Genomic DNA, 21,983 nt, shown 5'->3' with positions numbered 1-21,983 from the left:
CGCGCACCGCGGGCAAATGAATCGGAAACGCGCAGCCGCGCTCGCGGCCACCGGTTCGCTGACGGGATTGATGACGGGGATGCTCGGTGTCGGCGGCGGCTTCATCATCGTGCCGATGATGCGCAAGCTGACGGACGTGTCGATGCACGGTATCGTCGCGACTTCGCTGATGGTGATCGCACTCGTCGGCAGTGGCGGCGTTCTCGCGACGGCCACGCACGGCGCAACGCTTCCACTCGAAGTCGCGTTGTGGTTCACTGGCGCCACCGCCGCCGGTATGCTCAGCGGCCGGCTTGCATCGCATCACATCGCCGCGCGTCAGGTGCAACTGGGCTTTGCGAGCATCCTCGTCTGCGTGGCGCTCGGCCTGCTGGTCAAAGCGGCGCTGATGTAAGCGCTGCCGCTTCCCTCCAACTCACACGACAGTCAACCTGAACGATGATCGATCTCGACCATTTCACCCCGATCGCGTCCCTGTGCGGAGGCCTGCTGATCGGCGCCGTGGCTGCGGCGATGGTGCTTTTGCTGGGCCGCATCGCCGGAATCAGCGGGATAGTCGGCGGCCTGCTGCGCTGGACCAGGCGAGACGGCGCATGGCGCGCCGCCTTCGTTGCCGGGCTGGTCGCTGCCGCGGTAATCGCGCGCGCGGTCGGTGCGCCCGTCGCGATCACCGTCGACGCGTCGTGGCCGGCCGTGATCGCGGCCGGCTTTCTGGTCGGCATCGGCACCCGCTATGGCAGCGGTTGCACGAGCGGACACGGCGTGTGCGGCATTTCACGCGGCGCCACGCGCTCGCTCGTAGCGACGGCGACGTTCATGGCGGCCGGCTTCGTCACCGTCTATATCATGCGACATCTTCTCGGAGCCTAGGATGGCAACAGTCGTTTCATTCGTATGCGGGCTGCTGTTCGGCTTCGGCCTGCTGTTGTCGGGCATGGCCAACCCCGCCAAAGTGCTGGGCTTCCTCGATTTCGCAGGACGCTGGGATCCGTCGCTCGCGTTCGTGATGATCGGCGCGGTGGCTGTCGCAGCAATCGGCTTCGCGATCGCGAAGCGCCGCGACAAGTCGCTGCTCGGATTGCCGATGCAGATTCCCGCGTCAACGCACGTCACGCGAAGGCTCATGGTGGGCAGCCTCGCGTTCGGCGTCGGTTGGGGAATTGCAGGGCTCTGTCCCGGCCCGGCGCTCGTTGCGCTCGGACTCGGGTCGGTGAAAGCGTGGGTGTTCGTGGCGGCGATGATCGCGGGAATGGCGGTCTTCGAGTCGTTGGAACGGCGCAGACAGGTGGCCTTGGCAACCGGCCCTTAACCTGGCCTTAAGGCGCGGTCGTGTACGATCTGTTTCGACTGAATCCAACTCACAGGCTCCCCCTATGCAAGTCTCCACTGAACACCGCTATGACATCGTCGCACGTTTGCTCCATTGGCTCGTCGTCGGGCTGGTTGCCGCGCAGTTCGTGATCGGCTGGACGATGCCGGACGTGCACCGCGATACCGTGCCGGACGGCGAAATCGCCTGGCACCTTGGCGTCGGCACCGCGCTGCTCGCAGCGATGGTGTTGCGGGTGCTGTGGCGCGTGACTCATCGGTCGCCGCCGGACAACCTGCCGCCGCTGTTTCGCGCCGCTTCGAAGCTCACGCACCTCGCGCTGTATGTGCTGCTGGTGCTGGTGCCGCTGCTCGGCTGGATCAACGCTTCGTCGCGCACGTGGACGGTCCGCCTCGCCGGACTTGCTTCGTTGCCCTCACTGTCGGCACCGGGTTCGTCATTCGGACATGCGATGGGCGATGTTCACGGCGTCCTCGCCTGGGTTCTATTCGGCGTGATCTGCCTGCATATCGCAGCGGCGATGTTTCATCAGTTCGTCGCCGGCGACCGCGTTCTGCAGCGCATGAAGATCTAGCGGTAGTTCGAGCGCTGCCTACATTTGCCCGTCAAACAGGGCAAAGCTGCGTGGCATGTCACGCGGGCGGACAGTTTCCCGAACTGACGCCGTACGGTCGAATGTTCAAGCTGAACGGATATACCTTCGGCGAACGTACGATTCCAGTGGCCGTGATGGCGATGCTCGACGTGACCAGGACGAGGCTCAACCATGATGCCAGCGGCAATATCGTCTCTCCCAAAGACGGTCTGCCGATTTTCGATTCAGCCAGCATCTTCCTCGCCGGCAAGATCACCGACAGGATCGGTGCGTTCACGCAATTTACCTACTCGAACTACGACCATCAGGGAAGCGATGGAAGCTGGATCGGCCACTGGGCATCGGACAACATGGATTTCCGTTGTGTCGACAGGATCATTGGGAACGCAAGCGACCTGATTCTCGGCGAAGCTGGCGGCCCAACCACGGGTGTTCAAGGAACATCGTCGCCCAATCTCGCCTCGTGGCATTCGGGGCTTATCGGCCAGTACGTGCCCGTCCCGCCGGAAACCAGCGTGGAAGCATCGCGATCAGGACGTCGTCTTTAAGGAATGCGTGATGAAAAATAGCCGCGAATGCGTGCAACCCCGCAAGCCACATAATGGCGTCGCCGAGCCACGCGTGCAGCGACGCGAGGGCTGAGCCTGCTCCGTGCGAACTACTGAGTAAAGGCGGAATGTCGTAACCGCCGATCAGCGTCAGCGGATGCCCTTCGAGCCACGCGCCCGAGATGGCGGTAAGCGGTAGCGCGAGGAGAAGCAGATACAGCATCCATCGAACGGTTGTTGCCATCACAGCCATCCAGCGAGAAACTGGAGGTGTCTCGGGACGCGCGTCGTATGCTCGCCACAGCAGGCGGATGAGGGTGAGCGCGAACACGCACAAACCCAAAGTCTCGTGCAGTCGCCGGTCGAACTCGTGCACCGAAGAGTAGACGCGCTGTTCAGATCCGCCGGGCCCATACATGAACGTCACGAGCACGACAATTGCCGTGCACCAGTGGAGGAATTGGGCAATCGAACCGTAGCGTGTGGCAGAGCTTTTCACTATAGCGCTCCCGATGTGTGCCCATCGACGAACGGTAGGCACGACCGCGACACGGCAAGCCAGTGGATAACACACGCAGATGCATCGTATCGTGACGTGGCATGCATGGCTGGCCGGACGCTGGCGTATTGGATTCGTGAATGAATTCTACGCGCAAACTCCTGGCGAAATCTCAAGCTGATGGCGGCTCACGTTTCAAATCTTCTCCGTCCAGCCAGGCGGCGCGGTATGCACCCGGTCGTGTGGCTCTTGCAAAGTCATTCTCAAGTTCTTCGTATCGCTGCCGATATCACCATCGAGGAGACAATAGCCCGGTTACCGCGCGCAGTAACCGGTAAAAGATGCTGACGCACAGCCACGCCGCCGTCGAGTATCAATGTTATGTACTCGTGCGCGCGCTGATTCTTGACCGATGCAATCTATTTCGAGTTTAGGCATCGCCGGCATTATTGGCCGGTGGAGGCGGCGACATGGCGTCGACCGGCAACTGATCATTACCGTCGCACTGGTGTTGACTGGCCTCGTCATTTTCGCTCTCGGCATTGGTTACACGCTTATATCGCATGAGCGGTCCGACGCGGAGCGCATTCACGCTCTGCGTGCCCGCGACGACATCGAGACGCTGCAGGCAGTGAACATCCGGGCGAACGCCGATTTCCTGGTGGGGCTCGACAGTGCACGGGTGGCATCTTTCGCGTGGCCAGTGCAGCGGGTAGTTTCGGCCGCCACCAGTTTCGACCGCCTGGAACAAAGTTACGCCAGCGACCCGCGAAGCCAACTGATGGTAAGGCACCTGCGCGGTGAGACGGCTCGCTGGGCGTGGCTTCTTGCCGACATCGCGGTACATGCGCGCGCGGCGGATGGCCGCGCGTCGGTCGACAGCCCGGCGCTGCTCGAAGCGAACCGTATGCTGGCGAACATCGTCACCCAACTGGTGACTCTCCGCGACGCGCAGACCGCTTCCCTGAGGGCTGCATCCGACAGCGCGGCGCGCCACCTGGTGATAGAGCGGACCGTGCTTGCAATCACGGCGCTGGCGGCATGTTTTCTCCTTTGCTATGCGTTGGTTGCTCACTATCGCGCCCGTCTCGCACGGCAGCGCGCGCGGGTCATTGCTTCAGAAAGCGAGCGCCGGTTTCGTCGGTACTTTTATCATCATCCACTTCCGATGTTGATTTTCGACGTCGAGACGCTATCGATTCTCGCTGCGAACCGGGCCGCCGCATCGCAATACGGACGCACGCGCTGTGAGCTGTGTTCGCTCGACATGGCCTCTCTGTATGCGAACGCCGACTTGCCGTCATTTCTGCACGATCTGCACGCGCTGCTGGCCGCGGCTACCACGAACGGCTCGGCCGGCGTATGCCGGCATCGACACAGCGACGGCACGCCCGTGTACGTGGAGCTGTCGTATCACTTCCTCACCTATGCCCGCCGTCGGGCGTGCTTCACTACGGCCGTCGACGTAACGGAGCGCAAGCACGCCGAGCTCGCGTTATTGCTGCGAAGCCGTGCACTCGACGCAATTGGCAACGGCGTGCTCATCACCCGACCCGATCCGAGCGGCGACGTGGTCGAATACGCGAACCCGGCATTCGAGAAAATAACCGGCTATGAGTGCCCGCAGATCGCAGATCATTCCGCGCGGCCGGAAACACCTGGATTGTGGAAACAGATCAGTACCGCTATTGCCGAGAAACGCGAGGCAACCACGCTCACGAAAAGCCGACGCGCGAACGGAACAGAGTTCTGGTATCAGCTGTACGTGGCACCGGTGAGCGACGAGGCGGAAAAGGTTACGCATCACATCAGCGTGGTGAGCGACCTGACGGAACTCATTGAATCGCGCGATCTACTGGTCAGGCAGGCACGTCGCGATGCGCTGACGGATTTGCCGAACCGCGTGACGCTGCGTGAACTGATTGACACGGTGATTCTCGATGGTCACGAATTCGCGTTGCTGTTCATCGACCTCGATCATTTCAAGGACATCAACGACAGCTTGGGCCACGGCGCAGGCGATCGCCTGTTTCAGGAAGTTGCGCGGCGGTTGTCGACATCGGTCGGAACGGATGGCGTGGTGACGCGATATGGCGGCGACGAGTTCGTGACGATGTTGAAGGGTTCAACCGACGATGACGAACTCTCCGCGCTGTTGACGCGCGTGACGCAAGCGCTGGACAAGCCAGTGCAAATCGACGACATGCAACTGCGGGTCCGGATGAGCATCGGGGTCAGCTGCTATCCGCAAGACGGCACGGACTGCGAAACTCTGCTGAAACACGCCGACCTTGCGATGTATCGCGTCAAGGCAGGCGGGCGTAACGGCGTCGAGCGATTTGCCCCTTCGCTCGCGCATGCGGCGACTCAGCGCATCGCGCTATCGCACAAGCTACGCAACGCCGTCGAGCAGAACGGCTTTGAGCTCGCGTACCAGCCGCAAGTGGACATACGCAGCTACCGGCTGACTGGAGTCGAGGCGCTCATCCGATGGCACGACGCGGACTTCGGCACGGTCAGCCCAACGACGTTTATACCCCTGGCCGAAGACATCGGTTTGATTGCGTCAATCGGAGAATGGGTACTGCAAACTGCCTGTGCACAGTCAAAGCGCTGGGAGGAAGTGCTGCCGGAGCTGCGCATGTCGGTCAACGTGTCGCCCAGCCAGCTTACTTCGAGTGATTTCGGCGCCGTCGTGCGTCGTGCTCTGGCCGCGTCACAATTGGCCGCGGACCGGCTCGAACTGGAGATTACCGAAGGAGGCCTGGTTGCACCGGGCGCCCTGCCCACCCTGCGCGCCCTGCACGACATTGGCGTGTCCATAGCGATCGACGACTTTGGCGCCGGTTACTCGAGCCTGGCTTACCTGCGCAGCTTTCACGCGGACCGTCTGAAGATCGACATGTCGTTCATCCGCGGCATTGGCAGCAGTCTTGCGGATGAGACGATTATCGGTGCGATCATCGCACTCGCCCGCAATCTGCGTTTCGAAGTCGTCGCGGAAGGCGTCGAACGAGCCGAACAATTGGCTTTCCTTGCCGAGGCCGGCTGCGAGATCGTTCAGGGATACTACTTCGCCGCGCCACAGCCAGCGGCGAATATTCCGGCCTACGCGGCGAGCCTGATGAGCGAGCTGCAAAGTGGCTCGTCTTGAGAGCCCCCGGCGCGACGACTTCACTTTAGCTGTGCGACGCCAATGAGCGGCGCCTCGCCGCTCATTGGTGCGTCGTCTTTAACGCGGATCCGACAGCGTCTGATTGAGCGTCTGCCCAGCGATGATCACGTTCTGCAACGTAATGTCGTGCACGTTGTAGAGGTAGATCGGACCCGGCGTGCTGGCGCTCGCGGGGCCTGCGGCCACAGGCGTGCCGAAGTCGCAGTTGGAAATCGTCACTCCCGTGATTGCCGGTACGGTCGGCGCAGGCGCCGGACCGTTGTAATCGAACGCAACTGGACCTTGTGCAACGATGGCCTGGAAACAGGAGCCGGTTGTACTGCCCAATGCCACGTTCGAAGCATTGACGTTCGTGATGTTGACGTTGTCAATGAGTGCGGGGCGTGTGCGAATCGCGTCGGCGGCAGGCTGGTAATCGCAATCGAACGTGATCAGGCCGCCTTGAGACGCGGACGGGTTGGCGGCTGTTGCGGTGGCCACACCGATGGGCACGGTGCCGTTGATCGGACTGCCCGTCAGCATCTTGCTGCCGTAGCCTCCACCCGTCAGGCTCACGCCGTGCGGGAGCGTGACGCCATTCACGTAGAAGTTCTTGACGTAGCCTCCACGGTTCATGTTCGTCTTGATACGGATCGCGATGTTCAGCGAATTCGTTGCCCAGAACTGATTGAGCATGGTCAGATTGCGCGCGTAGATGTTCTGCACGCCGCCACCCATCTCGCTGCCGAGCGTAATGCCGCCGTGACCGCTATTCATCATGCAGTTCTGGATCACATGGTTCTGCGCGGGTCCGTACTCCGTGTCGAGATCCTTGCCTGACTTGATCGCGATGCAGTCGTCGCCGGTGTTGAACGTTACGCTGTCGCACAGCACCGTGTTGCAGGCGTCGGGGTCGAAGCCGTCGTTGTTCGGTCCGATACTGTCGGCTGTCACGCCACGGATCACGACGTTCGTGCAGTCCGTCGGATGATGCTGCCAGAACGGCGTGTTGTTGGTTCGGTAGTTTTCCATCAGCACGTTCGTGCAACCGATGAACTCAACCATACACGGCCGCAGATAGTGGCCGAGACCAAAGATTCGCTGCGCGACCGGCACGCCCGCTTCGGAGAGCGCCGGCAGGTAGTTCTGGTCTTGCTGCCACGGCGTAGCCGGATTGGTCAATAGCGTGTAGAGCGAGGCCGAAATGGTGGGGGCGACCACCATCAGATCGACGTTATTCGGATTCGTATAGGCCTGGGACGGCGTGGTCGACCCCGCGCAGCCGTATGCGCCGCTGGAACCCTTGTAGGTCCACCAGCAAGTGCTGGTGTTTCCGCTTCCGGCGAACGGCGTCATCGCCTGACCGTTCAGCACCGAGGTCGGGCCTTCGCCAGTCACCGCGATGTTGTTCGCATTTCGCGCGTACACGGGCGAGCCGAAGTTCAGGCAGTCGTTCGCCTGCCAGCGGCTGTAGTAAAGATTGCCGTTGGCGCCGCAGTTGACCGGACCGTCCTTCGCATAGTCGGCGGGATTCGGGCTGAAATAGATCGTGCAGTTCGCACTCAGATGGAAGTTGACGTTGCTCTGCAGCACGATGGGACCCGCGCAATACCACGTGCCCGCCGGCACCACGACCCGGCCGCCACCGGCTGCACTGCAGGCCGCGATTGCCGCGAGGAAAGCGGGACGTGAATCGAACGATCCCGGTGCGTTGGTCGCGCCGGCCCCCGTACTCACGGGCGATGAACTGCCGGTGTAGGGGTTGGCCTGGGCAATGACCGCGCACGGTTGCGCACCGTACTGTTCGACCTGGAAATCAACGGCCGGGAACGCGCTCTGCGTGATCTTCTGCAGCGCATTAATGATGTTCGTCGCTGAGCCGTTGGGACCCCAGATCGGGTCGGCCGCAGCCGTTGACGGCGTGCTCCCCGTCGCTGGCGTGGAACTACTGCTTCCGCCTGCCGCGGCAGCGGAAACTCCGCTGCCGCCGCCGCAAGCCTGCAGGAGTGCGCTGCCGGCGAGCGCGCCTCCGAGGCCAATGAAGCCACGGCGCGAAATGCGCAAGGTGTCGCCCGTTGCGGGCGCATTTTTATCGAGATCGCACGACAGCTTGGACATGGAGTCCCCTCTGGACAAATAGTTGTAGGCGCACGAGAGAATCGTCATCGCGCATGTTGTATGACAAGTCCAAAGAGTAAAGACAAGACGCGGGTCCGTACACATGGAGGAAACCCTTACCAAATGTTTCCTCCATACCATTCGCGAGGCGTGAACTTGGTTCGGGTTGCTTTGGAAAACTCGCGCAGGCGCTTCGACTAGAATAATTTCGACGTGCGGCTCCGGATTCGATGCACCACACCCGTTAATAGGTATCGCCATGAACGACGGAAGGCTCGTATTACATGCGCGACATCGGGTTGAGGGCGGCGGCCTGCTGGTCGCCGCAGCCTGCTGCCAGGCTGCCAATAGGCACAGCGCTTTGCATATAAGCGATCGATGAAATCGCGATCCGCCGCCTGCACTGCTGTCCTGATGATCGCAACGTGCATTGCGGGCATCATGCAGACCTCACCAGTAGCGGCACAGGCATGGCGCGACCTCGCGCCGCAACCCGCACCGCAGGCGCCGCGAAGCGCGTCGTCACCCTCCTCCCCGGAAGCGCAGGCCGAGTCCGCACGGATCGCTGTCGAGCGGCTTGCCGGGCTCATCTTCGAACCGGCCGGCGCGTCCGCGGCGGCATCGCCCAGGCAGCAAGGTCGTATCGTCGCGCAAGGATTGCCCGTACTCGACGCCGCCTTCCTGCAGAGCTTCGCCACGGACCTCGACAAGCCGCTGACCTTCGGCCGCCTCGCCGAGATACGCCGCGCCGTGGTCGCGCGTTATCGGGCGGCGGGAAAGCCGCTCGTCGACGTCTACGTGCCGGAACAGGACGTGAGCTCGGGTGTCGTGCGTATCGCCATTGCCGAATTCAAACTGGGTCGGGTTCATGCCAGCGGCAACACCTACTTTTCGAGCAGGCTTCTCGAACGTGAAATGCCGCTCGAGCCCGGCGGACCGGTCCTGCAATCGGCGGTCTCGAAGGGACTTGCGGTGCTCAACGCGAATCCTTATCGACGGGTCGATGCTGTTTTTGCGCCCGGTGAGGCCGCCGACACGACCGACGTCGTGTTGCAAACCGAAGACCGGCTGCCGCTTCGCGTAAGCGCGGGTTACGACAATGAAGGCGTGCAGGAGCTCGGCCGTGATCGGTTCTTTGCAGGCATAGGCTACGGCAACCTGCTTGGTCTCGATCAGCAGATCGCCTATCAATTCACGGCCAGCAACGATTTTTTCAGCGGCAATCCGAATATCGAAGGCCGCCCGAACCGTGCCCGCTTCACCGCGCACGCGCTGAACTACACGGCGCCGCTGCCTTGGCTCGACAGTATCGAGTTGTTCGGCGTCTACGCGCAGAGCACGCCACGGTTGCCCGACACGTATGGGCAAACGGGCATTTCTGCGCAGTTCAGCTTTCGCTACGACTTGCGTCTGCCGACCATCACGGACACGACACAGTTGATCCAGATCGGATACGACTTCAAGCGCAGCAACAACGATCTGGAATTCGGCGGCTCCCAGGTTTTCAACTCGAATACGCACATACATCAGTTCGTGTTGTCTTACGACATCAGCAAACCGACCGAGGCTGGCACGGCGCACGCCGCGGCGACACTCGTCGCCAGTCCGGGCGGACTGGATGGCAACAATCAGGATTCGGCATTTAACGCCGCGCGGCAGGGCGCGACGGCCCGCTACATCTATATGCAGTTGACTGCGTCTCGTGCCACCGCGCTTGGGGCTGGCTTCACGCTGATCACGAACGGAACGTTCCAGTGGACGCCGAACACGTTATTACCGAGCGAGGAGATGGGGCTCGGCGGGGAGTCCAGTGTGCGAGGCTACGACCCATACGTCACGCTGGGCGATCGCGGCTGGAACATTCAGACCGAGGTGCGCACGCCTGCGATCTCGCTCGGCGCGAGCAACGCAGTCGTGCAACCCTTTGTGTTTTTCGATGCGGGCCGCGTATGGAGCACGATCGACCAGCCAGCCGAAAATAACCCCGGTCTGCTCGCGGGCGTCGGCGCGGGCGTGCGCGTCCAATGGTCGAGATTCGTGGATTTGCGCTGCACCTATGGCGCGCCATTACGCTCGGCGACACCAAATGGTTCGAAGGCGCCGATCGTGCTCTTGTACGTGTCGGTCGGAACGTGAGCCGTCGATGCTCAAACTCCGGCCGTAGCGCGACTCTTCGGTCATGGGCTCCAATCAACCGCCCCGGACGAAGCAGCAGGGCGCGCCTTTCGAGAGCGTCTTCCATGATTCGCGGAGCCTTCGATCAAGACAATCGAATCGCATCCGGTCAATTGCGCCGCCATGCGGGCCGCTCTCCGAGCCGCGTTCCACTTCCAGGCCCACGGCGGCCGGTGACGTGAATGTTGATCGGGGTCGATGCATGAGCCGCCTTGCCGTCACCCGCGGTTCTTCTGCTCGATGTGAGGCTGGCGACCCGTCACGAGCGATAGCTCCGACAGAAGCCCAGACACCGCCTCGAGCAGATCGTCGAGCGAGACGATGCCGGTCAGCCCGCCAGCGGCGTCGACGACGGGCAGGCGCCGCACGCCGTTCAAACGCATTCGCGAGGCGGCGAGACAGAGATCATCCCGCCGAGCCCTGCTCGGGCTCCCAACCGCGCGCGGCGGCGAGACAGGCGCGGACTTCTTCATCGGTCGTCTGGTCGAAATTCGCATAGAACCCGCCGATCCCCATCAACCAGTCGGGCTGCAGCACGCTCACGAACGCGTGCGCGATTCCTTCGAATGCCGTGCACGCATCGGATTGCGACACCGGGACCGCCACCACGATCCGAGCGGGATGTCTGCTGCGGAGTGCGTCGAGCGCCGCGTGCATCGACGCCCCCGTCGCGATGCCGTCGTCGACCACGATCACCGTCTTGCCCTGTACTGGCACCGGCGGGCATTCCCCACGGTACGCCAGTTCCCTGCGCGCGAGTTCGGCTGTTTCGCGCGCGATCACGTCGGCCAATTCGGCGTCACTGATTTGCAGTTCGCGAAGCACCGACCTTTCCAGATGAAGGGCGCCCCCCGTCGCGATGGCGCCCATCGCCAGTTCCTCGTCTTGCGGCGCCCCAAGCTTTCTGACGACGAGAACGTCGAGCTTCGCATGCAATGCCCGTGCGACTTCGAACGCGACAGGAACGCCGCCGCGCGGCAGAGCCAGCACCACCAGATCGCCGCGACCCTGATAGTCGCGCACTGCGTGGGCCAGTTGTCTGCCAGCGTCGGCGCGGTCGCGAAACAGGTTGCCCATCGCTTTTCCTCCCGCAACGTCGGTGCGCGTTGCCAGACCCACTATGCCATCAATCGGCCGCATCAAGAAAAATCACGGTTGTAGGTTGTAGCGCGATGGCGCGAAGATCGTCACCGAGCGGAAGAACTGCGACGTCTGGAACGGACGGTCGAGGTCCAGGCACTGCGTCGGGACCATGGCGCGGCACGGCGTGCAGGGCATGCCGGAATGCCCGCGATTTGCCGCGCCCCTGTTCACATAGGCGTGAACGCGTCCGGATATTCCAGATGATCCTTTACGCCTTTTACCCCTGGCACCCGCGCGGCGGCGGCGAGGATCGCCTCGCGTTCTTCCTCGGAGCGCACCGCTCCCCAGCAATGAGCGACGCCGTCCGTGACGATCAGGCCGTCGGCGACCATCGCCCAACGATGTCCGTCGAGTTCCTTCGTGATCGCGCTGCGAATCTGATCGTCCGACGGTTGCGCATCGAGCTGCGCGGGTGCGCAACTCGCGAGCGCGCGCACCAGATTGGCCCTGCTGACGATGCCGACGAGCTTGCCCTTGCTCAAGACCGGTAACCGCTTGATGTGCTTGCGCCCAAGCAGTTCGGCGACCGCGCCAAGCGGCGTCGATTCGTCGACGGTGACGGCGGGGGCGCTCATCACGTCACGCACCCGAATCGAACGCTCCTTCAGATACTCGACCGCGAGTTGACGCGTAGGCGCGAGGAACTCCGCGAGCCACGAGCGCCGCTGCGTTTCGGTGCCGGTTTCGACGCGCCGGAGCAGATCGCCCTCGCTGACGATGCCAATCACGCTGCCTGCGTCGTCGACGACGGGCATGCCGCTGATCCGGCTGTCGGCAAGCAGCTTTGCCGCGTCATAGACCGAACTTTCCGCTGCGATTGAAACCACCCGGGTCGTCATGATGTCCGAGGCTTGCATAGTGATCTCCATATCGAGTGCCCTGCGCTGTCGCACATGGGTGCAGGCAGGCGCGAGGCGACGCAATTGACAGGCGCTGAAGGACGCGTCGCCGTGCTCCCTTCGGCGCCAACTTCGAATCCGCTCGCGCGGTGCGCCGCCAGGACGAAGTCCGCGTCGACCAGTCGTTGCAACGCCTCGATTCCGCCGTGCGATGCGCCTATCGCAAAGATCCGGCCACTCGTGATGAGCCCCGGGTTCGAGTACAGCCCAATGATCGATGCGTAGCGGCGGACCATTGTTGATTTGCATCAAGCATCAAGCCCGCCCTCCTCTGTCCAAGCGACAGTGACGGCGCCCATGTCGATGCGCCACCTGGGGAATTCGCACTGCCGACTGCGATGCGGCGGTGAATTACCGGTCACCCGCTCCACGAACGTCGCGTCAAAACGCAACGCTGAACGCTGTCACGAATTCGTCGAGCCGCGCGCGATCGAGCCCGTCGATACCGGCGGCAGCGACCCTGCCGTTTCCTCCGAACTTCCTGCAAAGGACGTCGGCGCCTCGCGGAGAATCGAGCGGAGCCCGTACGCTCGCCGTGTATCGGCCATCGGCGCCGGCCGTCAGCACCGCGTGCGCTTGCGCCGGGTCGCGTCGCGCGACGAGATTGGCGAAATCGCCTCGCACGCGCCGCGCCCACGCCGCGTCGGGAAGAATGTGCAGCGTTCCATTGGCGACCCGCCGCGTTACCGCGAGTCCCAAGGCCAGTTCGAGGTCTTCCGTTCGTCGCGCCTGCAGTTCGGGCAGCACGCCGGTCGACGCAATGAACTCGAGCGGATCCGAATAGGGTTGAATGGCGCGATACATCTCGACAGGATCGACGGCAAGATCGACGACGCTGTCCCCGTAGGCGTTGTAGTTGATCGCTTCGCCGAGTTCGCGCAGTTTGCGCTCATCGGACGAGTTCACCGCGCACGCACTGGCGGCCCGATGCGCCGCCCGGTGCAGGTTGTCGCCATAGGCCGCGACCACCGCCCATCGCGTGTACCGGCCTTGAAGATGGCGGTCCACGATCAGCGCAGTGCACCTATCCGGTGACATATCGATATGCGTCGTCAGCAGCGCGTGTGCGGGGATGGGACCGGGGAAATGATGATCGAAATAGTCGATCTTTACACCAAGATCCAGCAACGCGATGAGTGGCTCGCGGTTCGAGTCGAGCGAAATATCCAGCACGGTCACGCTGTCGCCCGGCTGCGCGTTCGCGCGTTGCAGAAGCGTTACCTCGCGCTTGGCTCCCGTGATCAGGATGGTGTCGGCAGGCTCGGCGAGCCGCAACTGATGCAGCGCGCAGATGCCGTCGGCGTCGCCATTGAAAATATCGAATCGCTTCATCCGCTGCTCCACCGGCGCGTTGCTGCCACGATCGCACGCGGCTTGACTGCGGTCAATCGGTGGCCCACGCTGCATTTCGTATGGAAGCGTACAGGCAGTTGCCGACCGACTGGCGATGCCCGGCTACCGCCTCGTTGATTCAGATCAAGCCGGTTACCATACCCGATGGCTTAAATGAGTAGACGATTCCGGCTCGCGCGCAAGGCGGGCGCCGGCCGTCCCACCACGCGGAGGTCAACCGTGCCGAATGAGACGCTCGTGCTTCACCATGACGCCCGGCAATGGCTGCTCGATGGCGTCAATGCGCTCGCCGAGGCCGTCAAGGTCATGCCTGGTTTCGGCGGCCGCAGCGTGATCGTCGAACGCGCGCCCGGCGTGCCGCTCGTCGCGAATTCCGGCCTGGTTGTCGCGGGCTCGGTCGATTTGAGCGGTCGCCACGAAGAAATGGGCGCGCAGCTGCCCGCGAGGTGGAGTCCGGCATGAGTTCGCCACGGAGCCGCAAGCTTTCTTCAGCACGCGCCAATGCAGGCATGCGCGGCATCCAGCATCTCGCCAACCGGCTCCGCGCCGCGCGCCGCAGCGTGCGCGGACTCGACGCGACGCTGCGCAGGCCGGGCACGTACCGTCATCCGGCGGGCAGGATCGTCCGGGTCGAAACGCACATATCCGTCGTGTATCTCGCCGGGCGCTTCGCGTACAAGATCATCAAACCCGTCGCCCCGGGTTTCGCGGACTTTACCGCCACCGCGACCCGCAAGCGCTGCTGCGAAGCCCAGCTCCGTCTGAACCGGCCACTCGCGCAAGGTATTTACGCCGGCGTGCTGCCGATTGCGCGCCACGCCGGCGTGCTGACATTCGGGGACGGCGGCGTGACCGTCGATCACGCGGTCAAGATGCGCCGCTTCGACGAGGCGATGCTCTTTTCGAGTCTCGCGGCGAAGGGAGCACTGACGCCGCGCGACATCGACGGCGCGGCGAAGCGGCTCGCCGACTATCACCTGAGGGCGCCCCGCAACGCGCCGTCGTCGCGCTACGGGAGCGCCACGCTGGTGCGAACGCAGATCGAAACGATCAACGCGGCGCTGCTGGCCAATTGCAGCCATCCCGCGCTGCCCGGCATTGCCGCGTGGTGCGCGCGACAGCTCGACCAACTCGCGCCGCTGATCGAGCGGCGCCGCGCCGAGGGTTTCGTGCGTGGCTGCCATGGCGATCTGCATCTGGACAACGTGGTTCGCTGGCGCGGCGCAATCGCGATGTTCGACTGTATCGACTTCGACGATGCGCTACGCTGGATCGACGTCGCAGCGGACGTCGCGTTTCTCGTGATGGACCTGTGCGCGCGAGCGGAGCCCCGTCTGGCCAATCGACTGTTGAACCGTTGGCTCGAAACGTCGGGCGATTATGCGGCGCTGTCGCTGATGCCTTTGTACGTCGCCTATCGCGCGCTGGTGCGGGCGTGGGTCGCGTGCCTGAAAGCGGGATACGTAGCGGGCCGCAACGTCGCCATCCCGGATCCGGCCCTGCGCTACCTCGAGGTGGCACGGGCGCAAACGCAGAAGCCGGGACCCGTTTTGCTGCTGTGCCATGGCTACTCCGGTTCGGGGAAATCGGTCGCGAGCCGGGCCCTTGCGGACCTGTGCGGCGCGGTGCGAGTGTCGAGCGATGCCGAACGCAAGCGTCTGCGGCCGGCGCCCGACGCGCAAACCTCGCTTGGCGCCGAACACTACACGCCAGCTGCACGTCACGCGATCTACGACCACCTTCTTCGACTCGCGCACCGCGTGCTGCAAAGCGGCCACAGCGCGATCGTCGACGCGACCTTTCTCGAGTTCCGTCACCGCGACACGTTTTTCGCGCTCGCCCAACGGCTTGGCGTACCGGCTCGCATTCTCGACTTTCGTGCCGAACCAACGGTGCTCGCGCAACGCGTCGAAGCGCGCCGGCATGGTCCGCGCGATCTATCCGACGCCGACACCGCGACGCTCGCGCGTCAACTCGCGAGCGCCGACGCACTGACGCCGGCGGAACAGGCGTTGACCTTGTCATTCGACACCGCGGTACCGATGGCGGCGTTCGACTCCCCCGCGTTCTGGCGACCCGTGCTTGCACTGATGCAGTCAGCGCCGTTTGCGACCCGCTGATCATGTTCCGACGCGAAGCGGGGTCATTGATCTGCGCGCGTGATCGAGGTCGCGTGCGCGTCGACCACGGCTGGCCGATGCTTCACCAGATCCGTTGATACCGGTGGGCGCTTAGAAGTAGCGCGCGCTCATTGCCGGTGCCTGTTCAACGGGCGGAAACACGTCCCACGAACCCTTGCCGTGCCGGGAAAATACGATCGTCAGCGGTCCGGAAGAAATCGCGCCCTCGAGCCAGACATACCGCGCCCGGGTGATCGCCAGGCGGCCCGTGCGCACCACGTGCGCCGGTGTCGTGCCGGTCGGCGCAAGCCATTTCTCGACCAGTGCGCGCAGCGGGATGATGGTGTCGTTCATTGCCGCCTCCCTGGACTCGCCGACCTTGGCGCCGGACATCGCGGCGTGTCGTCGAATCTATTATCGGCAACGGCTGGCGTTATCTAAATCAGCGACGGCGGAAATGGGGTTAGTCCGTCGTAGCCGGTCGTAGGAATCGGCTGACCCCAGTTGAACGATCGGACGACACGGTCCGTGCTCCACCGCCGAGGCTCAAACGCACGTCACCGAACCGAGCAGCGACACGCAGAGCCAGCACGCGGCGCGCTTCACGACTGCCCCCGTGCCGACGTAGCCGGCGGCACGCAGGCGCCCGTCGCGGCCAGTTCGGCGATTTCGGCGGTGATCTCGTCCTGCCGGACGATCCGATAGTCGCGCGTGAGTTCCTGCAGCCGGTCCTTCACATGACGGCTCGCCGCCAGCATCGCCCCGACGCGCGCCGCGCTTTCCGCCGCGAATGACTGCATCAGGCCTTCGCACAGTTCGAGGTACACGTAGCGCTCGGTGAGGCCCCTCAGCAAGCCGTCGAGCGGCAGGTTCAAAAGCGGCGCCTGCCCGCGCGACGCCACCCGGAAACGCGTGAAATCGAACGGCACCAGCCGCCGCGTCACGATGCGCTCGTCGAGGGCGGGGCCGGGCGTCGCGTGCACGAGCCACACCTGCGACGACGCCTGATCGCGAAAGCGCGCGAACACCGCGTCCGCGAGCTGACTGGCCACGCGCATCACGTCCTCCGCGTGCGAGGCCATTCCCACGGACCAGCCGTAATGCAATGCGCGTTCCTGGGCGAGCATCACGCCGCGCGTGCCGACGATGAAAATCTCGCCCGGCTCGTCCGCCTTCAGTCGTTCGACACGCGCCAGCAGATGCTCGTTGAAGCCGCCGACGAAACCCTGCTCGGTGCATAGCACGATCAGAATGCGCGCGGTGCCTTCCGGTGGCGCGTATTGCGCCGCATGTGCCGACGATACGGCAGCCAGCACCATCCCGATCGCCTCGCCGACGGTCGCCGCCGTCGAGCGGATGCCCGCGAGCCGCGCCTGCGCCTCGCGCTCGCGCGCGGCGGCGATGCCGCGCATGGCGCCAATCACCGTTTCGAGTTGCCTCGCCGAAGCGGTGCGGCTTTCGATCTCACTGAGCTTGCCGCTCATCGGGACTCCCTGCTGGTTGCGCCGCGCGCGCACGTTCGTGCATCGCGCGCTCGACGAGCGGCTCCGCAACTCCCTCACGATAGCGGCCCGCCCAGCATGCAAGCTGATCCGGATCAAACCTTGCAAGCGACGCGTATCCACGGCCTTCGGAGACATCCGCACGGCAATGCCGAGCCACGTTCCATTGACGACGATCAAACCGCGCGAGCGAGCGCTATGACGAAGCGGCACGGCGCTACGACGCGGCGCGTCACCGTTTCCCTTTCGACCTCGCGGATGTCATTCGTCCGGAGCTCGACAAGCCGGCTTTCACGGTACCGGACGCAACGCCGGTGCACCGTCATCCACGCACCGACTTCGGCGCGTTGCGCGGTTCGCTGCGGGTTTAGTTGCATCCTTCCCGACCGCGCGTGCGACCGCCCGCGCTACACCAGCCACTCCGTCTCCCGCCGCGCCGCCATTCTTTGCCTGATCTTCTGCGCGAACGCGTCGCGTTTGTCGGCGTCCCTGCGGCGGTACAGATCGCTGCCGCTGATCACGCAGGCCGCAAGCGGCGTCTTGCCCGCCGCCTCCGACATCTGCTTCAGCGCCGATCCGCTGCCGCGCGCGCCCTTGCAGCAGAACAGCGCCAGGTGACGGATCTGTCCTCCGTTCGATTCCAGCCACGCCCGAACCGGCGCGCACGCGCCGCCTGCCCAGACGGGCGCGCCGACGACGACCAGGTCGTACGCGGCGACGTCGAGCAGCGCCGGCATCACGGCGGCGCGCCGATGGCACAGCGCATCGATCACCGATCTGACGTAGCCGCGTGCGCCATCACGCGATCCTGGCCCGGCGCGTTCGCGGATCGGTTCGATGTCGGCGATCAGAATCCCGCAATGCTCGGTCATGTTCCTTCTCCAGCAGCAGACACTGGGCGCTCCGTCCGCCAATTGGGCGTCACTCGTTGCGTGCGCGAAGCGCGCACGCCGAGCCGGGGTGTGGACGCAGCCCGGATTAACCGGAACATTCCCTGGCCGTGATCGTTGCCCTCCACAGACGGCACGCAACTGCAGGCACCGCTACGGCGCGACGTCCGCTGCTATCACTGTATTTGCGCGCAGCCGGCAGCGCTTGACCTACATCAACTGGCGTGCGGCATCGGCGCGCTTGATCTGCGTCAATAGTCGCGCCGGGCCGGCCCATAGACTCCATTTGACAACGGGCTTACGCCGGTGTCCCCATGTTCTGTCACGGCGCTTTGGCGATGAGCTACAAGCCACGCACGGTGGAAGCCTCGACACCTGGCGAGGATGTCGCGAAGCGCATCGTCGCGGCGGCGCTCGAATGGCACGCCGACGCGATCGTGATGGGCACGCACGGCCGCCGTGGTGTTCAACGACTGATGCTCGGCAGCGTCGCCGAGCGCGTGCTGCGCAGTGCCCGCTGCCTGGTTCTGACGATCCCGGCCCATGCAGGCGTCGAACCAGCCGACCATTCCGTCCCGGCCTCAGCCGAAAAGGAACTGACATGAGCTATAAGACCCTGCTCGTTCAGATCGACGACAGCCGCCGCTGCGACACTCGCGTCGCGCTCGCGCTCGATCTTGCGCAGCGTTGCGATGCACACCTGATCGGTCTGTATGTCGTGTGCGAGGGCCTCGCGAAACCGCTGTTCGGCACCGACGACAGTTTCGTTGCCCAACGCGCCGCACTGGCGACCGATCGCCGCGAGACGGCGCGGCATGCATTTCTCGCCGCGGCCGAGCGCGCCGGCCGCGCAGCGCAATGGCGCGCGCCGGAGGGCTCCCCCGTCGCCGTGACGACGCTTCACGCGCGGCACGCCGACCTGCTGGTGCTCGGCCAGCCCGACCCCCGAGATCCCGCCAGCTACGTCGACCGGCATTTCGTCGGCGAGGTCGTGCTCGGCGCGGGGCGTCCCGCGCTCGTGATCCCGCGCGCGGGCGCCGTGCCGACGCTCGGCGAGAACGTGCTGATCGCATGGGACGGCAGCCGCGAAGCCTCGCGAGCGATCGCCGACGCGATGCCGCTGCTCGAACGGGCGCGCTTCGTTGGCGTCGCCGTCGTCGAGCCCACGCATGACCATGAAGCGGGACCCAGCGCGATCGACGTCGCGGCATGGCTCGAAGCGCTCGGCGTGCGCGCGTCGTTCTCGACGACGCCGCGCCTCGGCATCGCCGGAACGGGCGCGACGCTGCTGAACCGGGTGTCGGATCTGCACGCCAATCTGCTCGTGATGGGCGCGTATGGCCATTCGCGTGCGCGTGAGCGCGTGTGGGGCGGCGTCACGCGGACGATGCTCGAATCGATGACGGTGCCCGTGCTAATGGCGCATTGACAGGGCGCCGTGCCGAACGAACGCTGCTGCGCGGCGTGGGACGGTACACGCCGCGCGCCTGCGCGTCGCGCATCAACTCCCGCGCCGCCTCGGTCCGCTCAATGCGAACCATTCACGGCGAGACGCGACACCGTCCTGAGGGTTGGCCGGGATTCGCAAGAAATCCGCCACATCTCTACCTAAGCCACTGATTTAAATGCGAAGTCGATGGCCACTATGCAGGTCCGGCCCATCGGAGACGCCTTTAATGGGAGAGGAATAAAATTTGTTATCAAGCAATTCATGCGTGATTTCCGGTCGGACTGTTCTGGGTTTGCGTGACGCCGCGTACTCGACGGCGATCGTCGTGACTCGTCATGGCAGATATAATGAGATTGTTTTAAACTCCTCATTAACCTGTTTATGTGAGCCGAATAGCGACACGACGATGCCTCGTAAGCAATACATTTTGGGCGGTATCATGATGGGCATCCTGGCGACGTGGTCGCTTGCCTTCGCGCAAAATAGCAGTGCAATGACCTGTAGTGTCAATGCGGAACTGTTGCGTAGTGTCGGAACATTGCAGGACGTCAATACGATGATGGACATCAGGTCAGTTGACAGCGACCAAATCAGATCGGATCCTTTTACGCTGGCGACTAGCTACTTCCGTAATGCGAAAGGGCCACAGGATTTCTCGCGTGCACTACGTCTTTTCGAAAGAGCGGCGATGCGGGGTGATGTAGAAGCCTCATTTATTCTGGGATTTATGTTTTTTGAGGGGTACGGGACACCCCGAAATTTCTGTAAATCCGGGTACTGGTATTGCACGGCGGGCGCGCGAGGAATCGAAGAAGCAAAGTATGCGCTCCGGGCGCAATGCGATCGCTTCGGACTGGGAGCTGTTTCCAGGTGACCCCTCGCGACTGGACCGACGAACCGGAGCGGGTCGGCTCGCACATGTCACTTTTTGCGATGCCATCACCAAGAGCGTTGATCGATCCTGCCGCACCGTGAGGCCGTTCATTGGAAGCGGTGCAATCAGGTCGAGTAGTCGGCATTAATGCTGACATATTCGGCAGACAGGTCACATCCCCAGACGGTAGCTTCCTCTCCGCCGCAACCAAGATCGACAGCAATGCGCACGTGCTCAGCGCGCATCATATCCGAAAGTCGCTCAAGTTCACGTGCTGCCAACTGAACCGGATAAACCTGAAGATCGCCGAATCCGATACGCACGCGCTCGGGTTCGATGTCGATGTCCTGTTCGCACTTGCCGATTGCCATCGCCACACGCCCCCAGTTCGGGTCGGCACCGTGAATCGCTGTCTTGACCAGCGGGGAATTGACGATCGCCTTCGCGACGCGCCTGGCTTGTGCGTTGTCACGCGCGCCTTTGACGCCGACTTCCAGTAACTTCGTCGCGCCCTCGCCGTCGCGTGCGATCTTTTTGACCAGCGCCAGAGCCAGCTCATGTAGCGCGTTTTCGAACTCATCTTCCGGCACCGCACCAGCCAACCCGTTCGCAAAAATGGCTGCCGTATCGCTCGTGGACGTGTCACTATCGATGCTCAGACAATTAAAGGTTGCATCAATAACCTTGCGAAAGATACGGTGCAGCACCGGTTGCGCCAGTGCTGCATCGGTGAAGAAGAACGCCAGCATCGTCGCCATGTTGGGCTCAATCATGCCAACGCCCTTGGCGATGCCGACGATAGTCGCGCCACCCACCCGTGCAGCGACGTGTTTGGGAACCGTATCGGTGGTCATGATCGCCCGCGCGATCGCGGGAAAACTGCAGTCGGCCGTCTCGGGTTCAAGGCCGTCAACGAAAACGCGAACCTTGTCCATCGGATAGGGTCGTCCGATGATGCCGGTCGACGCCACCAGAATGTCATGTGGTGCGAAATGAAGTTTAGCCGAGACCCGTTGCGTCAGTTCGACCGCATTGGCCCGTCCTTCCCTGCCCGTAGCAACGTTGGCGTTTTTCGCTACAACCACAACTGCGCGCGGCTGGCCCTGCACCATATGCTGCCGGCTAAGCTTGACACTGGGTCCAGCGAACAGGTTCTGGCTGAACATCGCCGACACCGAGCATGGCTCGGTAGAGAAGACGCAGGCGAAATCGTCACTTCCATCCTTGATCCCGATACTTCCCACAAGTGTTTTAAACCCCAGCGGTTGGGGCATATTATCGTATAAATCCACGTTACGATCCCTGGATCAGGTGCGAGAAGGTTCCCGGCATT

General features: G+C 63.4%; 21 protein-coding genes and 2 pseudogenes. 12 read left to right on the top strand and 11 right to left on the bottom strand.

Annotated elements, in window-relative coordinates; genetic code table 11:
- The 5 genes from OKW30_RS04315 to OKW30_RS04295 all read left to right on the top strand — a co-directional run.
- A partial coding sequence (locus OKW30_RS04315; RefSeq protein ID WP_429346081.1) for a TSUP family transporter occupies positions 1–394 on the top strand: 394 nt, incomplete at its 5' end.
- Between the two features lie 44 nt (positions 395–438).
- Positions 439–870 carry a YeeE/YedE family protein gene (locus tag OKW30_RS04310; RefSeq protein WP_429346080.1) on the top strand — a complete coding sequence of 144 codons (432 nt, stop codon included), beginning with the start codon at positions 439–441 and terminating at the stop codon, positions 868–870.
- Between the two features lies 1 nt (position 871).
- A complete protein-coding gene (locus OKW30_RS04305) occupies positions 872–1,309 on the top strand; it encodes a DUF6691 family protein (protein WP_429346079.1) in 438 nt (145 codons plus the stop codon).
- A gap of 64 nt (positions 1,310–1,373) precedes the next feature.
- Entirely contained in the window at positions 1,374–1,904 is a 531-nt protein-coding gene (locus OKW30_RS04300) for a cytochrome b (protein ID WP_184058744.1), read from the top strand.
- Positions 1,905–2,005: 101 nt separating this feature from the next.
- The gene (locus OKW30_RS04295; RefSeq protein WP_429346078.1) at positions 2,006–2,473 is read left to right on the top strand and encodes a hypothetical protein; all 468 of its coding nucleotides are present in this window, start codon (positions 2,006–2,008) and stop codon (positions 2,471–2,473) included.
- Here the strand turns inward: OKW30_RS04295 and OKW30_RS04290 are convergent.
- Entirely contained in the window at positions 2,403–2,906 is a 504-nt protein-coding gene (locus tag OKW30_RS04290) for a cytochrome b (protein WP_429346077.1), read from the bottom strand. The genes OKW30_RS04295 and OKW30_RS04290 overlap by 71 nt on opposite strands.
- 496 nt (positions 2,907–3,402) lie before the next feature.
- Positions 3,403–3,903, bottom strand: a complete 501-nt coding sequence (locus OKW30_RS04285) for a hypothetical protein (protein ID WP_429346076.1) — start codon at positions 3,901–3,903, stop codon at positions 3,403–3,405.
- Positions 3,904–4,140: 237 nt separating this feature from the next.
- Between OKW30_RS04285 and OKW30_RS04280 the strand changes: the two genes are divergently transcribed.
- Positions 4,141–6,126 carry a putative bifunctional diguanylate cyclase/phosphodiesterase gene (locus OKW30_RS04280; RefSeq protein ID WP_429346075.1) on the top strand — a complete coding sequence of 662 codons (1,986 nt, stop codon included), beginning with the start codon at positions 4,141–4,143 and terminating at the stop codon, positions 6,124–6,126.
- A gap of 78 nt (positions 6,127–6,204) precedes the next feature.
- Here OKW30_RS04280 and OKW30_RS04275 read toward each other — a convergent pair whose 3' ends face one another.
- Positions 6,205–8,244, bottom strand: coding sequence for a glycoside hydrolase family 28 protein (locus tag OKW30_RS04275; RefSeq protein WP_429346074.1), 2,040 nt, complete (start codon positions 8,242–8,244; stop codon positions 6,205–6,207).
- Positions 8,245–8,658: 414 nt separating this feature from the next.
- Between OKW30_RS04275 and OKW30_RS04270 the strand changes: the two genes are divergently transcribed.
- Positions 8,659–10,380, top strand: a complete 1,722-nt coding sequence (locus OKW30_RS04270) for a ShlB/FhaC/HecB family hemolysin secretion/activation protein (RefSeq protein WP_429346073.1) — start codon at positions 8,659–8,661, stop codon at positions 10,378–10,380.
- Between the two features lie 257 nt (positions 10,381–10,637).
- On the opposite strand, the pseudogene OKW30_RS04265 reads toward OKW30_RS04270, so the two are convergent.
- The 4 genes and pseudogenes from OKW30_RS04265 to OKW30_RS04250 form a co-directional block, all read right to left on the bottom strand.
- Positions 10,638–10,829, bottom strand: a pseudogene (locus OKW30_RS04265) (CBS domain-containing protein); the annotation flags it as partial.
- Positions 10,825–11,496, bottom strand: a complete 672-nt coding sequence (locus OKW30_RS04260) for a phosphoribosyltransferase (protein ID WP_429346072.1) — start codon at positions 11,494–11,496, stop codon at positions 10,825–10,827. The gene OKW30_RS04260 and the pseudogene OKW30_RS04265, both read right to left, overlap by 5 nt.
- 233 nt (positions 11,497–11,729) lie before the next feature.
- Positions 11,730–12,419, bottom strand: a complete 690-nt coding sequence (locus OKW30_RS04255) for a CBS domain-containing protein (protein ID WP_429346071.1) — start codon at positions 12,417–12,419, stop codon at positions 11,730–11,732.
- A gap of 423 nt (positions 12,420–12,842) precedes the next feature.
- A complete protein-coding gene (locus OKW30_RS04250) occupies positions 12,843–13,793 on the bottom strand; it encodes an acetyltransferase (RefSeq protein ID WP_187629309.1) in 951 nt (316 codons plus the stop codon).
- A gap of 174 nt (positions 13,794–13,967) precedes the next feature.
- Here OKW30_RS04250 and OKW30_RS04245 point away from each other — a divergent pair, with 174 nt between their 5' ends.
- Together OKW30_RS04245 and OKW30_RS04240 are read left to right on the top strand one after the other, a co-directional pair.
- Complete coding sequence (locus tag OKW30_RS04245) at positions 13,968–14,276, top strand: hypothetical protein (RefSeq protein ID WP_429346070.1); 309 nt, start codon at positions 13,968–13,970, stop codon at positions 14,274–14,276.
- The gene (locus tag OKW30_RS04240) at positions 14,273–15,934 is read left to right on the top strand and encodes an AAA family ATPase (protein WP_429346069.1); all 1,662 of its coding nucleotides are present in this window, start codon (positions 14,273–14,275) and stop codon (positions 15,932–15,934) included. The genes OKW30_RS04245 and OKW30_RS04240 overlap by 4 nt, the downstream gene beginning before the upstream one ends.
- A 111-nt stretch (positions 15,935–16,045) precedes the next feature.
- Here OKW30_RS04240 and OKW30_RS04235 read toward each other — a convergent pair whose 3' ends face one another.
- The 3 genes from OKW30_RS04235 to OKW30_RS04225 form a co-directional block, all read right to left on the bottom strand.
- Positions 16,046–16,288 (bottom strand): hypothetical protein, encoded by a 243-nt coding sequence (locus tag OKW30_RS04235; RefSeq protein WP_429346068.1) that lies wholly within the window; start codon positions 16,286–16,288, stop codon positions 16,046–16,048.
- 248 nt (positions 16,289–16,536) lie between these two features.
- Positions 16,537–17,418 (bottom strand): F0F1 ATP synthase subunit gamma, encoded by an 882-nt coding sequence (locus tag OKW30_RS04230; protein ID WP_429346067.1) that lies wholly within the window; start codon positions 17,416–17,418, stop codon positions 16,537–16,539.
- A gap of 425 nt (positions 17,419–17,843) precedes the next feature.
- Positions 17,844–18,308 carry a flavodoxin family protein gene (locus tag OKW30_RS04225; RefSeq protein WP_429346066.1) on the bottom strand — a complete coding sequence of 155 codons (465 nt, stop codon included), beginning with the start codon at positions 18,306–18,308 and terminating at the stop codon, positions 17,844–17,846.
- A gap of 368 nt (positions 18,309–18,676) precedes the next feature.
- On the opposite strand from OKW30_RS04225, the pseudogene OKW30_RS04220 reads away from it, so the two are divergent.
- The 3 genes and pseudogenes from OKW30_RS04220 to OKW30_RS04210 all read left to right on the top strand — a co-directional run.
- A pseudogene (locus OKW30_RS04220) lies at positions 18,677–18,931 on the top strand (universal stress protein); the annotation flags it as partial.
- A complete protein-coding gene (locus tag OKW30_RS04215) occupies positions 18,928–19,755 on the top strand; it encodes a universal stress protein (RefSeq protein WP_429346065.1) in 828 nt (275 codons plus the stop codon). The pseudogene OKW30_RS04220 and the gene OKW30_RS04215, both read left to right, overlap by 4 nt.
- 346 nt (positions 19,756–20,101) lie before the next feature.
- On the top strand, positions 20,102–20,650 hold the full coding sequence (locus OKW30_RS04210; RefSeq protein ID WP_429346064.1) for a tetratricopeptide repeat protein: 549 nt from the start codon (positions 20,102–20,104) through the stop codon (positions 20,648–20,650).
- 125 nt (positions 20,651–20,775) lie between these two features.
- On the opposite strand, the gene argJ is transcribed toward OKW30_RS04210, so the two are convergent.
- Complete coding sequence (argJ, locus tag OKW30_RS04205; protein ID WP_429346063.1) at positions 20,776–21,942, bottom strand: bifunctional glutamate N-acetyltransferase/amino-acid acetyltransferase ArgJ; 1,167 nt, start codon at positions 21,940–21,942, stop codon at positions 20,776–20,778.
- Between the last annotated feature and the right edge of the window lie 41 nt (positions 21,943–21,983).

The organism is Paraburkholderia sp. Clong3 (genome assembly GCF_050436485.1).
Taxonomy (GTDB): Bacteria; Pseudomonadota; Gammaproteobacteria; order Burkholderiales; family Burkholderiaceae; genus Paraburkholderia; species Paraburkholderia tuberum.
Note: the sequence above shows the minus strand (reverse complement) of the source record. Positions and strands in the feature narration are given on the sequence as shown.

Bases quoted from the DNA above. Each gene is read 5' to 3' on its own strand.
- OKW30_RS04270 (WP_429346073.1), top strand. From the start codon at position 8,659: ATGATCGCAACGTGCATTGCGGGCATCATGCAGACCTCACCAGTAGCG.
- OKW30_RS04255 (WP_429346071.1), bottom strand. From the start codon at position 12,419: ATGCAAGCCTCGGACATCATGACGACCCGGGTGGTTTCAATCGCAGCG.
- OKW30_RS04245 (WP_429346070.1), top strand. From the start codon at position 13,968: ATGAGTAGACGATTCCGGCTCGCGCGCAAGGCGGGCGCCGGCCGTCCC.
- OKW30_RS04310 (WP_429346080.1), top strand. From the start codon at position 439: ATGATCGATCTCGACCATTTCACCCCGATCGCGTCCCTGTGCGGAGGC.
- OKW30_RS04230 (WP_429346067.1), bottom strand. From the start codon at position 17,418: ATGAGCGGCAAGCTCAGTGAGATCGAAAGCCGCACCGCTTCGGCGAGG.
- OKW30_RS04300 (WP_184058744.1), top strand. From the start codon at position 1,374: ATGCAAGTCTCCACTGAACACCGCTATGACATCGTCGCACGTTTGCTC.
- OKW30_RS04295 (WP_429346078.1), top strand. From the start codon at position 2,006: ATGTTCAAGCTGAACGGATATACCTTCGGCGAACGTACGATTCCAGTG.
- OKW30_RS04250 (WP_187629309.1), bottom strand. From the start codon at position 13,793: ATGAAGCGATTCGATATTTTCAATGGCGACGCCGACGGCATCTGCGCG.
- OKW30_RS04305 (WP_429346079.1), top strand. From the start codon at position 872: ATGGCAACAGTCGTTTCATTCGTATGCGGGCTGCTGTTCGGCTTCGGC.
- OKW30_RS04275 (WP_429346074.1), bottom strand. From the start codon at position 8,244: ATGTCCAAGCTGTCGTGCGATCTCGATAAAAATGCGCCCGCAACGGGC.
- OKW30_RS04280 (WP_429346075.1), top strand. From the start codon at position 4,141: ATGTTGATTTTCGACGTCGAGACGCTATCGATTCTCGCTGCGAACCGG.
- OKW30_RS04260 (WP_429346072.1), bottom strand. From the start codon at position 11,496: ATGGGCAACCTGTTTCGCGACCGCGCCGACGCTGGCAGACAACTGGCC.
- OKW30_RS04240 (WP_429346069.1), top strand. From the start codon at position 14,273: ATGAGTTCGCCACGGAGCCGCAAGCTTTCTTCAGCACGCGCCAATGCA.
- OKW30_RS04215 (WP_429346065.1), top strand. From the start codon at position 18,928: ATGAGCTATAAGACCCTGCTCGTTCAGATCGACGACAGCCGCCGCTGC.
- OKW30_RS04225 (WP_429346066.1), bottom strand. From the start codon at position 18,308: ATGACCGAGCATTGCGGGATTCTGATCGCCGACATCGAACCGATCCGC.
- OKW30_RS04235 (WP_429346068.1), bottom strand. From the start codon at position 16,288: ATGAACGACACCATCATCCCGCTGCGCGCACTGGTCGAGAAATGGCTT.